We start from the raw sequence: 12,924 nt of genomic DNA, 5'->3' as shown, positions 1-12,924 counted from the left end.
TGACTAGTCTGCGGGCGCGTAAAGCGTCTGCAGACTGTCGGCCAGCGCCAGCCGCCAGGCAGCCATGTCATGTCCGCCCGGATAAATATCGATACCGGTCTGGTAGCCGGCACCGCGCAGGGCTGCGGCCATATTGCGATTGGTCTCCAGCATCACATGCCCCTGATTGGTGGAGGTGACGATATATTCCAGCGAGCCGGCGGCGAGCAGGAAGCGCGGCGCATCGCCGGGCGCTTCGATCAAGTGCCGCGCCAGCCATTCCGGCGCCTCGCCGGGCGGTGACCAGTAGAATGAGCCCGAGAGTGACAGCACGGCGCCAATCGCCCCGGGCCGGGTCAGCCCGGTAATCGCCGCCGACAGGCCACGCCGCGACGCGCCGCCCAGCACCACATCCTCACGCGCCAATTGCCAGCCCATTTGCGTGCGCAGAAAGGGCAGCAGCTCATCAACGATGAAGGCGCTCTGGTCGCGGTAGAGGCTGTGCTCGCTATCCGGGTCGAGCTGGTCGATCAGCACGACATGCATGGGCGGGATATCACCCGCTGCGGCAAGATTATGGACGATCTCCCTAGCCGGCGCCCGGCGGCCCCAATTGAAAGCGTCATAGAGGATCAGGACGGGCGATGCCGGCGTGCCACCCGCGGCCGGATAGATTTCCAGGCTGACCGGCCGCGCCAGCGCCTCGCTCTCCACCACCTGCAGATCGACAGGTGGCATCCAGCTGGCCGGCACCGCTGCCAGGGCGGACATGTCCGCGACCTGGTCGAGGCTCACCACGGCCTCGGCTGAACGGCCGCGCAGATGGCGCGGATTATGTGGATCGGTGACCCGGTCGGTGCCGCCCGGTCCGGTGACGAGAAAACTGTAGCTGGCCTGGACATCGCGGGGCAGGTCGAGGCTGAGGCGCCAGATCGAACTGCCGCCCAGCGGCTGCAGGGGCAAGGTATAGTCGCGCACGAAATCCTCGACCGGCCAGTCGACCTGCACGGCATTGACGACACTGTTGAGCCGCACGCCGGTGACGTCGCTGCCCGCCTTGTAGAGGAAGGTCACGCGCGACCGGTCATTATCGCCGGCAATCGCTTCCACGCGCGGCAAGCCACCGCGGCGCAATTGCGTCCAGGCCTGTTCGACCGCACCGGGCTGGGTCAGCAGCAGGCCCTCCATTTCGGCCAGGCTGACGACCGCCTCCGCATCCGGCGCAGGATCAGCGGACTGGGCAGCCAGCATCAGGGCCAGCAAGAGCGGCATTCCCGTCATGAAACTTCCCCTTTGCCCATCCCGGCTCTCAGTCTAGCCTGCCGCATATTCAGGGGGGAAGAGCATGACAGCCACACCGATCACGATCGCATCCGACCGCGTCTCGCGACTCATCCTGCTCGCGGCGCTGGTACTGGGCGCGATCTATCTGCTCGATGATTTCGGGATGGGTGCCGCCTACCCGCTCAATGTGATCATCAAGGCTGGCGGCGTCGTATTGCTGGGCATTTATGCACTGCGGCAGGGACGGCTCTGGCTCGGCCTCGGCCTGCTCGCAGGCTCGGCCGGTGACGCATTCCTCGCCCTGGAACCGAGCCAGCAGGCCTTCGGAATTCTCGCCTTCGGCATTGGCCATATCATCTATATCGGCCTGTTCGCCGACGCGCTGCGCCGCAGGGGCAATCGCGGCCTGCCGGGCTATCTGGCAACGGCGGTGATGATCGTGTTCGGCGCGGTGATGCTTGTGGCGCTACAGCCGCATTTCGGCGATCTTCGCATCGCGGCCAGCATCTATAACGGGATTATCCTGGTGATGGTGGCGCTGGCCCTGATCGGCCGGGCCCCCAGGCTGGCCGTGATCGGCGCGCTGCTCTTCCTGGTGTCTGACGCGGTGCTGGCCTGGCGCATGTTTGCCGGCATGCTCGACTGGGCCGGGCCGGTGGTCTGGGTCTGCTATTTCGGCGGCCAGGCCTGTATCGCCCTGGGCCTGAGCCATCCCGATGACAGCGCCCGGAGCTGAGCCCGGGCGCTGATCTGATCACCGGTATCGAGGCTAGTTCATCAGGCCGCGATCGGCCGCCAATTCCTTCATCGCCTTTTGCAGTTTCTCAAAGGCGCGGACCTCGATCTGGCGGATACGCTCGCGGCTGACGCCGAAATGTCCGGCCAGTTCTTCCAGCGTTTCAGGCTCTTCCGACAGGCGGCGCTTTTGCAGGATGTATTGCTCGCGCTCATTGAGCTCGCCCATCGCCGTCTGCAGCAATTGCATACGGGTGTCGAACTCATCGCTTTCGGCCAGCTCGTCTTCCTGGCTTTCCGCATCATCATCGGCCAGCCAGTCCTGCCATTGGCCATCGCCCTCCGTGCCGCGCAGCGGCGCGTTGAGTGAGGCGTCGCCGCCGGCCATGCGGCCATTCATCGACATGACTTCATCGGTCGTCACGCCCAGCTTGGTCGCGATCGCCTCGGCCTGTTCCGGCTTGAGATCATTATCGTCAATCGCCTGCATCTGGCTTTTCATCCGGCGCAGATTGAAGAAGAGCTTCTTCTGGGCCGCAGTCGTGCCCATCTTCACCAGCGACCAGGAGCGCAGGACATATTCCTGGATCGAGGCGCGGATCCACCACATCGCATAGGTCGCGAGGCGGAAGCCTTTTTCAGGGTCGAATTTCTTGACCGCCTGCATCAGGCCGACATTGCCTTCGGAAATCACTTCGGCAATCGGCAGGCCATAGCCGCGATAGCCCATCGCGATCTTGGCCACCAGGCGCAGATGCGAGGTGACGAGCTTTTCGGCGGCGCCGGCATCCTCATGCTCGCGCCAGCGCTTGCCGAGCATGAATTCCTCATCCTTCTCCAGCATCGGGAAGCGGCGAATCTCGGAGAGATAGCGCGACAGCCCCTGCTCGGGAGACAGTGAGATCGACAGTGCATTAGCCATGATTTTCCCTATCCCTGCTCGGGAAACGGCGCCCTGAACCCGCGCGCAGCTTCCCTGTCCAGACCCTATTTAGGGAGCCGGAATTGCAATTGCGAGTGTATCACAACCCTGTGACCGCCATTGATGGCATATTGCCGCGCATGGCCGGTATTCACGGATGGTTCGCGGGTCCTCAGTCGCCTTCATCCGGCGCGAAGACCAGGCGCAGGGCCTGCAGGGTCGCCGGATTATAGATGGTGTGGTGATGTTCATCATGCATTGGCTGATACCACCAGGTGAGATCCTCCGGGGCACCAGCCTCGAGCGCCGCGACCAGACGGTCCATGCCGGTCTGCATGTCCTCGCCTTCATCGGCGATGGTCAGGAAGAGCGAATGGCCACCGAAGCCGCCCGCCGCGAGCAGGTCGGCCGCTTCATGACTGAGGCCCTCGGCGCGCCACCAGAGCGAGGGGCTGACGGCGATATAATGATCGAAACTGTCGGGCGCGCGCAGGAAGGTCTCGGTGATGAACAGGCCGGCCAGGCTCTCGCCGATGATCGCGTCCTCGCCGGAGGTGCGGTAGCGGTTCTCGATATAAGGTTTGACCTCATCGAGCAGATGCCGGCGATAATCATCGGCGCCGCCGTTTTCCGGCAGCCAGCGCAGATCGTCTTCCAGCTCTGAAACGGCGGTCAGTTCGACATAGCGGTTCTCGGTCTGCACGCCGACCAGGATGAATTCACGATATTGCGTCGACAGGCTGCCCAACACCGACATGCCGGCCATCGGGATGAAGTCCTGCTGCACGCCGCCATCGACGAGATAGAGCACCGGATAGCGTCGATTGCCGTCGCCATAACTGGTGGGCAGCGACACGGTGATGGTGCGCCCGCCGCCATAGATCGCGGAATCGAACGCGATCTCCTGCCCGATGATGATCGGGGTTTCAGTCCCCGGCTCAGGCGCGGCTTCGGGCTGGCAAGCCGCCAGGGCAAGGGCAGCGGCGGCAAGGCCGAGCCATTGGGCAAAAGGGTTCAATCGCATCGGGAATCTCCGGCCAATGGGTGTGTTGCGACCCTGTTTGGCCCAAACACACCCGCTTGCCAACCGGTTTGCCGGGTCTAGACGGCGTGCCGCGCCTGGCTGCGAACCAGCTGTAATTCCAGCCGCTTCACTTCGCGGATCACCCGGTTATTCTGCATTTGCTGGCCCAGAAACCCCTTCATGAAGAGGCCGACCTGCATCGCGGCCAGGGTTGCGACGCCCCAGCGGATCGCAGCCAGCGTGTCGGTGGCGCCAACCAGGTTCCAGGCCGCCCAGATCGCCAGTCCGGCAGCGGCGATATTGGTGATATAGGTGACCCACATCACCCAGCCGAGCCGGCCACCGAACAGGCCGAGAGCCTGGGCGAAATAGCCCGGCTCGGGGCCGAACTGGTCAAGCAGTTCGCGATCCTCGGCGTCGAGCGCCTCGGCAATCATCGCATCGAGATCCTTGTCACTTGCGGTCATCCTGACCTCCTGTGTCATGTGTTTGAGGACTGGGTAGTTCGAGCGCCGCGCGCATTTTACGGCGGGCATGCATCAGGCGGGTCTTGATCGTGCCCGCCGGAACCGAGAGCGCGACGGCAATTTCCGCCACGGTGAAATCATCAATGTAGAAGAGCGCCATCGCCGTGCGTTGCCCGGCGGGCAAGTCCGCCAGCGCCCGCGCCAGCGGTCCGCGATCGGCCAGCGCCTCGGCATTGCGCTCACCATCATCGGCGCCTGCGGGCTCGGCGGCGAGCGCCGCGCCGGTCTGGCGGCGGCGCTGCAGGCCGCGCACCGTCGCAGCGCTCTTGCGGGTGACAATACGATAGGCCCAGGCCGGAAAGGCGGCGGCGTCGGACAGGCCGCCCAGGCCGCGCAGGATATCGATCCACGCGTCCTGCAGCGTGTCGCGGGCCAGCTCGGCATCACCGGTCAGGCGCAAGGCATGACGCAGGAGTGCCGGCTGCCACAGGCGGGCGAGCTGCCCGCTGGCGGCGCGGTCGCCGGTCTGTGCAGCGATGACGAGGAATTCCCCGAGAACCCGTCTGCTGTCGCGCTGCATGGCTGACGCCCCTCACCTGCCGGACCGGTCAAACGGCCCCGTTCAGAGTATAGGTGCGCGTCACGACGAAAAGGGTTCAATCGCGAACGGCCCTGAGCCGGACAGAGGCGCTCGCTCAGCCTTTCGCGGGCAGGCCCTTGTGATAGCTCAGATAGCCGCGCTCGACCATGCGCCGCATCGCTTCATAAGCTTCCGAGAGCTCATCATAGACGCCGCGCAAATGCGACAATCTCGCCAACTGTTCCGGCTCCAGTGCCTTGTGCAGCTTGGCCAGCTCGATCGCGGTCGACACCCAGGCCGTTCGCGCCTTGGCGGCGGTCAGGGCGAGATTGCGGAAATCTTCCAGCGTGACGTGGTGAATATCCTTCTGGATCACCGCCTGGTTGGCAGCCGAGACGGTATAGTCGATCTGTTCGAGATAGCCGCGCAGCTTGCGTTGCTCGCCCGGATCCTGGACCAGGTCGGGCTCGAAATGATCGGATGTGCGCCTGAAACTCGATGTAACGGACTTGCTCATGCCTCACCTCTAACGGGCAAACAGGGCTTGAACATGCCACAGACCGATTAACGGAGCCTCTATTGCGCCATCTCCGCCAGATGCTGACGAAACTGGGCCATCGTCATCAACTCGGTGGGCGTCCCCATCGCACCGCCGGGATCGGATTTGCGCCCCGGTGACACCTCGTCATGGCCGAAGACCCGCTCCAGCGAGAAACTGTCGGGGAATTTGCGCGACAGCCAGATACAGATCCGGGTCAGCGAGGCGAATTGCTCGGCGCTATAGGGCAGATACCAGCCCTTGACGATATTGCCGCCCTCGCACAGCCGGACCTCGTAATCGCGATACCATTCGCCATTCTCGTCGCGGCGCGTGCAGCGACCGTCCGCATCCAGCACGACGCGGCCCTTGTCATCGCGCTCGGCATTGAACCAGGGACAGAACACGCCGGTCTGGACGGCCGGGTAGAGCCGGCCGGGATTATTGAGCTCAAAGCCGACATAATATTGCGACACGCCCTTGCGGCCCGTCGCCGGGCATTCGCTCTTGCCGGCATGATAACCCCAGCCTTCCCAGCTGAAGCCCTGCGGCAGGAAGATGCGGCCGGAGCGGCTGATACCGCCATAATGATAACCCTGCTCGGCGCCATAGCGCATCACGCCGGTCATCGAGGCGTCGCTGGATGGCTGGGTGCGGGCCGCATCAAAATGCACGATCAGCCCTTCCAGCCCGTTCGGCCGGTAGCCGCGCACCTTGTGGAAGACATCGGCAAGAGTTTCGAACTCCGGCTGCATCACCTCACCGAGCTCGAGGCGCGACGGGCGTTCCACATCGTCGGCATCATCGGGAGGCGGTGCGGGCTCGTCGCGATAATCCTCGCAGGCGCCGCTCCACACGAAGACATCGCCGCGGCAGGCATACCAGCGGTCATTGCCGCCGACTGTGTCGCCGCCCAGCGTATCGGTAATGAAAATCTCGGTGCCAGAGGCCAGGGTCTCGCGGATCGGTGCCGACAATTTCGGCGCCCCCGCCCTGACATTGACCCGTGTATTGGTGCGCGCACGCGCAATGATGGGATCCGTCATGTGTCCTCCCCAGAACAATTGGGCTCTTTATACAACCCGTTCGGACAATGCGTACAGAGTGGCCCTTGCAGGATTTTCCCATCATAAGCCGAACACTTCGGGGGGCGGACAAGTCCGGTCGCTGTCACCAGGCCGGGCATCACTTGGCGCTGAAGCGCCGGGACCCGTTCTCCGGGCCTGCTGCCGAACCGGTCAGGGCGCGGGAATAATCACGCCCCAGAGCGCCCCGGCGAGCCCGGGCCCGGCCCGTGTGACTTGCGAAACAACGCTATCGCGCCGCAACGGACAGGCGTAATATCCCCGGACGCGGTCCGCCGGACCTCGCTCAAAGGAGCATGCCATGGCCAAGGGTCAGCAAAAATCCAACAAGGAAGTCAGAAAGCCGAAAGCGGAGAAGAAGAAAACCATCGCCGCCGCGCCATCGACCAAGGGCACGATCGTGCCACCGGGCAAGAAATAGGCTTTCAATCCGGGGGACAGGGGCCGGTCGCAATGCCGCCGGTACATGTCCCCCCGAGATTGCGTGGGCCGGCTAGCCCGCCTCCGCCTCACTGCGGTCTGCGACCACGGTGAGGATATTGCGCTGGATACCGCCGAGGATGATCTCGCCCCACACCGCGCTGTAATGATTAGCCGGACTACTGGCGCGGTAGCGCGTCGTCAGGGTCAGGCGAGTGCGGCCATCGGCGAGCGGGGTCAGCGTGTAACCGCCGGTCTCGATGCCGAGATATTCGCTGTCCGGACCAATATGCGCATCGGTATGACGCGCGATTGAATCGTCAGGGAAGACGAAGCGCCAGGCCAGATGGCGGTTCTGCGACCAGCCCGTCACATGCTCCTCGAAACCGATCTGCTCGCCCCAGCGCGCCAGCCGCACGGCGCCAACGCCCTCACCGACCACCAGGGCCGAGCGCGGCCGCGGGATGCGCAGCACGTCCTGGGCAATTGTCCACACACCCTCGGCCTCCGAAAGGTCGTCCAGCGCCAGAAGATGCGGCCAGATGCGCTCCGCCCCGGCCTCGATCACCACCGAGCGCCGGACCTCGAAATGATGTGTCGGATTGGCGGCCAGCGGTCCCAGCAACAACAGGGCGAAGGGCAGCACGATCAGGCCGGCGGCGTGAAGCCGGGCGCGTTCGCGAAAACGCCTGTGCAGCGCGCGCACGGTCGAGCCACCCAGCCAGGCACTGCCCCACCAGAGCGGCGCCAGCATCACCATGCAGATCAGGCCCTCGCGGAAGAAGGCGCCCGCAATCGCCAGGATCACCAGCAAAAGTGCGGCCGCCAGTGTCGCCGGACCGAAACGCCCGCCCTGCCCGCCCGGATCGACGGCGAAGGCGAGAATAGCCCCCAGACAGAAGGGCAGGATGAAGAGCGAGGATAGCCCGACAGCCAGCCCGCCGGCCGAGCGCGAACCGGGCAGCGCATAGAACAGCGCCACCAGCAGCCACACGGCGACAAGAATGAGCAAGAGCCGTGCGCCCACCCAGATCCAGGCTTTTCCTCGCTGTTGGATTTCGCTCATGCCCGCCCCCTCATGCCGGCGCTCCCGCCGGCGCTGCGAGTTTGCCGTGAACGGCACGCGGACGCCAGTGCAGATCAGTCGAAGGCGTAGAGCAGGGAAATGTCCAGCCGCATATCGGTCGGCTCATAGCCCGGGCGGTCCTCGAATTCATGCTCGATGCGCAAACCGGTCTGGATCGCCCAGTCGCCGAACAGGCGATTGGTCAGGGTGAAGCGCTGGTCGATGCGCGAACCGCCGCCCAGAAAGGCCGTGGTTTCCGAGCCGAAGCTGGCGGTCTCTGAAATCTGGTAGTGAAAACTCGACCCGGCCTCGGCAACCCAGTCGCTCAGCCTGTCCCCGGTCACCGCGTCCTCGCGATAGCGCTGGCCCGCACCGGCGCGCAACACCCAGTCGGCCGCCTCGCCGTCGAGCACATGCCAGATCCCGCCTGCGGTCAGGAAGGCAGAGCTTTGATAACGGCCGATCAGATCGCGCTCATAGGAACCACCGGTATAGAAACCGATCCCGCTATCGAGTTCGCGCGTTGTGCGGAGTTCGACCAGCCAGTTGTCGCGCGTGGTATTTGTGGCGCTTTCCGAGAGGAAGTATTCGAACTGGCTGTCGACGCGCCAGCCTTGCTCGAATTCGCGATCAAGCTCGAAGGCGAAGGTGAAATCGGTGAGTTCGGAATTGCCACGTTCCAGCTGGATACCGGCGCGAATATGACCGGCCCAGCTGTCCGGGCGCAGCATGCGGATCGAACCGGCCAGCCAACCGCCCGAACCCTCGGGCGCCTCGCTCAGATCAATCGGCGCGCCGCCCAGGCTGCGATGCTCGGGCTGCGGTGCCGGTGCGGCAGCGCCCTCCGGAGATGCAGCAGGCGCCGGCAAGGGCCAGTCGGCAACAGCGCTGGCGCGATGCGGCAGACGGGCGAGAATATCGGCATGCACGGCGGCGCGCCCGCCCTCGACCAGCACGGCGACCATGTCGGCGGTCTCGAGGAAGCGCGCATCATCATCCTGGCGGTCAGCCGCCTCGGCCAGCAGCGCCTGATAGGCTTGCGGGAGTTCGGCACCGGCCGGAGCGCCAAGGGCGATGACACTCAGCAAGACGGCCGCAATCCGGGCCGGAACAGTCAAGGGCATGGCAGTCTTCCCGGTTGGCTGCGACCCCGGGCAGGCCGCCTAGCTCTGGTACCAGAGCTAGGCAATCATCCTTAAGATTTGGTGGCTTGTCGCCGGGCGCGCCGCCCGAAGCCTATTCGGTGCGCGTGATGCGCCAGGCCAGATCGCCACCCTCGGGGCCAAGCCAGCAGACGCCGGTGGCTTCCCAGTCGCCGCCGACGGATTCGACATCGGCGCCGATCGGATAGTCCGGCCAGCTTCTGCACAGCGGGCTGCCACCCCAGGGATCCATCCAGAAGATGGAGAGGCCATTTGAGATCTCGCCGTTGGATTGCTCCTGCCAGTCGGTCGTCCACGGGTCGGACCCCATTGCATCGGCAATGCCGGACACGGTGACATTGCCGCCGCTCTCGAACCGGATGGTTGCCGTATGGCCGGTGCGGGCGAAATCGGTGTCCCGGGTCGCGACCGCCGTGAAGGTCTGTCCCGCAGGGCCGTCATCGGCGAGCGCGACAGGGGCGAGAAGGACGAGGCTCAGGCTGGCCAGGAGGATAGTTTTCATTGAAGTTTCCTTTTCTCTACAGGAGCGGTTTCAGCTGTGGTGGCAGGTGGACGGTCCAGACTGGCGCACGCCCGCTAGTCGGAGCGCCGGCCTTCGGCCTGGAAATTGAACGCCGGTGCTTCCGCGCCGGAGCTGCCGCCATGCCTGGTGAGGCCGAAATCCTCGGCCGGGGCCGCCGGTTCGTCCAGGACGGCCGCATGGGAGGTGTCGGTCAGGGCCGGCTGCGCCATCAGCGCCAGGGTCGCCATCAGGTTCATCATGCTTGGTCTCCGGTCAGCCTCCCCACCGGTCTAGCAGGCAGAGTTTAAGGGTGGCACACTGAATTCATTGCAATTTTAGGCGTTTTCCGCCAGCCGGCACCTATTGCAGCAGGAGCGGGCCATAGCTGGCGTCATTATGGTTGAACCAGCAGGTCTCCTCCTGCCCGGAATAATCCGCCGCCCAGCTCTCGCACAGAGCCGGACCGCCATCGGGCAGGAAATAGAGCGAACCGCTGACCGTCACCGAACCGTCCGCCGCCTGGCTCCATTGGCCCAGCATGCCGAATTCCAGGCCGGCCGGCGGCGGGGCGGGTGTATTACCGAGCTCGGTAATGCTCACCGTGCCGCCGCTCTCGCCGCTGCCGAACTCGATCGCCAGCCTCGTGGACGTCTCGGCCCCGAAGCGCGTCTGATAGACCTGCCCCGAGGGCGAGGCCGATGACTGCGCCGTGGCGGCGGGCACTGCAAACGGCATCAAGACCGCAGCGCAAACCGCAAGCGCCCCGAAACAGCCGGCATGGATGGACATATGCATAAGACCTCCCCGAGGTTTTGCTGAAACGCCAGCCAAGCACGGGCGGGATTAACGGGACGTGTGGTCAGCGCGACTCCGCATTTTCCGGATGCAAATCCCGCTCGACTGGCGTAAATCCCGCGCGCTGCGGGCCGGGGCGGAAGGCCGTCCTCGCGCGGTGGGCTTGTTATTTCACATGTCGGATTTGGCGTTTGACTGCGTCACCTGCGGAGCCTGTTGTTTCAGCCGCCATCCGCGCTATCTCGTTCTATTGCCGCAAGACCAGGCCCGCATCGGCCCCGCCGCCCTGCCCCCGGAAAGCCTGTTCGAGGACGGCGGCCGCTCCTTTGTCGATTTCAGCTGCGGCCACTGCACCCATCTACGCCTTGAGACCGGCGAGGCCCTGTGCGCCGTCTACGACCACCGCCCCGAAGCCTGCCGCGCCTTCCGGGCCGGCAGTTTTGAGTGCCAGAAAGCAATCCGCGCCAATGGCGTGATGGGCGAGAAGGTGCGCGCGGCGCCGGCGGCCTAGTTTTGCAGACGCAACCTCACCCTCTCCAACCCACAACCGTCATCCCGGCGCAGGCTGGGACCCAGCCTCGTAGAGCCAGGCCGATAGGCGTTTATGCGCCAGACTTGTCAGCGCCGGTGCGTGAATCCGGGTCCCAGCCTTCGCCGGGATGACGATGGGATTGGCGTTGGGTGCGAGAGTCGCCCACCACCTCACCAGACTCGACCTCGCCCTCAGCGCCCCCGGCCTCCCCAGCCTGCCCGGCCTCCCCGGCCTGCCCAGCCTCCGGCACGACACCAAAGCCCTCCAGGATTTCCGCGTCCATCTCCTCCGGCGTCATCCGGGCGATGTCCCGGTTGATCTCCTCCAGCAGGTCGATCCATTTGCCGCCGCGGCGTGCCGCCGGCAGGGATTTGAGCAGGGTGGCGGCGGTGCGCACGGCGGCGGCATTCTCCCCATCGAGGAATTGCCGGTAGAGGCAGCGCAACATCAGTCTCAGCGCCTCGTGCTCATACATCGCGACCAGCCCGTCATAGACCGGCTCGCTGGCCGGGACGGGGTTGGCGGCTTGTGTCTGCAGGCGTCGTGTCATCATCAAATCCCTTGTCTTGTGGCCACGCGCGCGCAGGGGTGCGCGCTCCGCGGCGTTCGCCGAAGTGATGGGAGGCAAGCGGGATGCCGGCGATGCCGGGAACCGGTAATGTAAATTCGCGTGACATCGTGACATCCCGCTTGCGGAGTTTTCCCGTGGCGTCTCCACCCCGTTTCCAATCCTCACACGTACTCGGGTCGGTCGTTTAGTGCCCTCGGACGTGAAGAGAGGACGCCCTGCCAGCGCTTTCGATCGTCACACCGATCGCCCGGACAGGCTCCGCTCGCTCCCGGGCATCAGTGACGTGGCCTGCGCCTCCCACCCCGGGAACCGTTGGCGATTATGGGCGCGGGTCGAGGGGGCGGGGACAAGTCGGGGCGGATTTTCGGGTTGGGCTTTGGTGACGGGGGTTTGCGGTGGGATGGGGCGGGGATAAGGGCGCCGAGCCCTGCCCTCTCCCTGGGGAGAGGGTGCCCCGCAGGGGCGGGTGAGGGTGGCAGCGCCCCGCTTGCAGACGGATACATGGCCCGCCTCATCCGCCCCGGATCAAATCCGGGGCACCTTCTCCTCGCGGAGAAGGAAGACGTGGGTGCGTGATCCTGCGTCCCGGCCTGCGCCGGGATGACGATGAGATTGGCGTTGAGTCAGTCGGATGACGACGAGCATGTCCCCTTGATGATCCCCGGCGAGCCGTCGAACACCCTTGTGTCCCAGCGCTCACTCAGCTCGGCAATGACATCGTCCTTGAAGCGCTCCAGCTCCGCTTGCCTGTCACGACGCGCAAAGGACACCAGTATCTCATGATCGTCGAGCCCGAGATTTGTCGCCTTCATAACGGCCTGCCGGCGCTGATAGAGCCCGGCATTGAGGGGATCGTCAGGCAGTATTCTGGCGGCGCCCCCACCCGTCGCCCTCAAATCGCGCGCGACCTGGTCGCCATTCTCCTCAAACTCGAATCCATGGCGCAGCGACAGGTCGAGCATAAAGCCCCGCATGTCCGCAGGTCCCGTGCCCGCCGGCAGGCAGACCAGCACGGCTTCATTGATCCGAAGCGGGTTACAGGCTGCGAGGAGCAGCGCTGAAACCAGGCAGACCAGGCCATACAATCTGAATTTCTTTTGCATCATCCTGAGCCTCCCCCCGGGCGAGGCCATCCCGTAAACCCCTTGCCAGCCAAAGGGCCTCAGGGGCCAGGCGCGGTCAAGGGTGAAACCGCGAAGCGGCGCCTGCGGCGCCCTTGACCGCGCCTGTCCCCTGAGGCGGACTCTCGGCATGGGGTTTA

General features: G+C 64.9%; 16 protein-coding genes. 2 read left to right on the top strand and 14 right to left on the bottom strand.

What is annotated here, in order from left to right; genetic code table 11:
• Positions 1 to 3: 3 nt before the first annotated feature.
• Complete coding sequence (locus BLT42_RS08155; RefSeq protein WP_091769607.1) at positions 4 to 1,260, bottom strand: alpha/beta hydrolase-fold protein; 1,257 nt, start codon at positions 1,258 to 1,260, stop codon at positions 4 to 6.
• Between the two features lie 64 nt (positions 1,261 to 1,324).
• On the opposite strand from BLT42_RS08155, the gene BLT42_RS08150 reads away from it, so the two are divergent.
• Positions 1,325 to 1,999, top strand: coding sequence for a lysoplasmalogenase (locus BLT42_RS08150; protein WP_091769606.1), 675 nt, complete (start codon positions 1,325 to 1,327; stop codon positions 1,997 to 1,999).
• Positions 2,000 to 2,032: 33 nt separating this feature from the next.
• Here BLT42_RS08150 and rpoH read toward each other — a convergent pair whose 3' ends face one another.
• From rpoH to BLT42_RS08095, 11 genes are all read right to left on the bottom strand, one after another.
• Positions 2,033 to 2,920: an RNA polymerase sigma factor RpoH gene (rpoH, locus tag BLT42_RS08145; protein ID WP_091769604.1), complete on the bottom strand. Its 888-nt coding sequence runs from the start codon at positions 2,918 to 2,920 to the stop codon at positions 2,033 to 2,035.
• A gap of 172 nt (positions 2,921 to 3,092) precedes the next feature.
• Positions 3,093 to 3,944, bottom strand: coding sequence for an alpha/beta hydrolase (locus BLT42_RS08140; protein WP_091769602.1), 852 nt, complete (start codon positions 3,942 to 3,944; stop codon positions 3,093 to 3,095).
• Between the two features lie 77 nt (positions 3,945 to 4,021).
• A complete protein-coding gene (locus BLT42_RS08135; RefSeq protein WP_091769600.1) occupies positions 4,022 to 4,411 on the bottom strand; it encodes a DUF6768 family protein in 390 nt (129 codons plus the stop codon).
• Positions 4,398 to 4,991: an RNA polymerase sigma factor gene (locus tag BLT42_RS08130; RefSeq protein ID WP_091769598.1), complete on the bottom strand. Its 594-nt coding sequence runs from the start codon at positions 4,989 to 4,991 to the stop codon at positions 4,398 to 4,400. Before BLT42_RS08130 ends, BLT42_RS08135 begins: the two co-directional genes overlap by 14 nt.
• Positions 4,992 to 5,106: 115 nt before the next feature.
• The gene (locus tag BLT42_RS08125; RefSeq protein WP_091769595.1) at positions 5,107 to 5,508 is read right to left on the bottom strand and encodes a hypothetical protein; all 402 of its coding nucleotides are present in this window, start codon (positions 5,506 to 5,508) and stop codon (positions 5,107 to 5,109) included.
• A 59-nt stretch (positions 5,509 to 5,567) separates the two neighbouring features.
• Positions 5,568 to 6,575: an N-acetylmuramoyl-L-alanine amidase gene (locus BLT42_RS08120; protein ID WP_091769592.1), complete on the bottom strand. Its 1,008-nt coding sequence runs from the start codon at positions 6,573 to 6,575 to the stop codon at positions 5,568 to 5,570.
• 532 nt (positions 6,576 to 7,107) lie between these two features.
• Positions 7,108 to 8,100 carry an SRPBCC family protein gene (locus BLT42_RS08115; protein WP_091769588.1) on the bottom strand — a complete coding sequence of 331 codons (993 nt, stop codon included), beginning with the start codon at positions 8,098 to 8,100 and terminating at the stop codon, positions 7,108 to 7,110.
• A gap of 74 nt (positions 8,101 to 8,174) precedes the next feature.
• Complete coding sequence (locus BLT42_RS08110) at positions 8,175 to 9,224, bottom strand: DUF481 domain-containing protein (RefSeq protein ID WP_091769585.1); 1,050 nt, start codon at positions 9,222 to 9,224, stop codon at positions 8,175 to 8,177.
• 112 nt (positions 9,225 to 9,336) lie between these two features.
• A complete protein-coding gene (locus BLT42_RS08105; protein WP_091769582.1) occupies positions 9,337 to 9,765 on the bottom strand; it encodes a hypothetical protein in 429 nt (142 codons plus the stop codon).
• 74 nt (positions 9,766 to 9,839) lie between these two features.
• Positions 9,840 to 10,025, bottom strand: coding sequence for a hypothetical protein (locus BLT42_RS08100; protein ID WP_143024090.1), 186 nt, complete (start codon positions 10,023 to 10,025; stop codon positions 9,840 to 9,842).
• A 100-nt stretch (positions 10,026 to 10,125) separates the two neighbouring features.
• Positions 10,126 to 10,560, bottom strand: coding sequence for a hypothetical protein (locus BLT42_RS08095; protein ID WP_091769576.1), 435 nt, complete (start codon positions 10,558 to 10,560; stop codon positions 10,126 to 10,128).
• 175 nt (positions 10,561 to 10,735) lie between these two features.
• Here BLT42_RS08095 and BLT42_RS08090 point away from each other — a divergent pair, with 175 nt between their 5' ends.
• Positions 10,736 to 11,071, top strand: a complete 336-nt coding sequence (locus BLT42_RS08090) for a YkgJ family cysteine cluster protein (protein WP_176780298.1) — start codon at positions 10,736 to 10,738, stop codon at positions 11,069 to 11,071.
• 91 nt (positions 11,072 to 11,162) lie between these two features.
• Here the strand turns inward: BLT42_RS08090 and BLT42_RS14990 are convergent, their stop codons facing one another.
• Both BLT42_RS14990 and BLT42_RS08075 read right to left on the bottom strand, forming a co-directional pair.
• Complete coding sequence (locus tag BLT42_RS14990) at positions 11,163 to 11,642, bottom strand: hypothetical protein (RefSeq protein ID WP_143024089.1); 480 nt, start codon at positions 11,640 to 11,642, stop codon at positions 11,163 to 11,165.
• 644 nt (positions 11,643 to 12,286) lie between these two features.
• Positions 12,287 to 12,769 carry a hypothetical protein gene (locus tag BLT42_RS08075; protein ID WP_143024088.1) on the bottom strand — a complete coding sequence of 161 codons (483 nt, stop codon included), beginning with the start codon at positions 12,767 to 12,769 and terminating at the stop codon, positions 12,287 to 12,289.
• Between the last annotated feature and the right edge of the window lie 155 nt (positions 12,770 to 12,924).

The organism is Maricaulis salignorans (assembly GCF_900103475.1).
Taxonomy (GTDB): Bacteria; Pseudomonadota; Alphaproteobacteria; order Caulobacterales; family Maricaulaceae; genus Maricaulis; species Maricaulis salignorans.
Note: the sequence above shows the minus strand (reverse complement) of the source record. Positions and strands in the feature narration are given on the sequence as shown.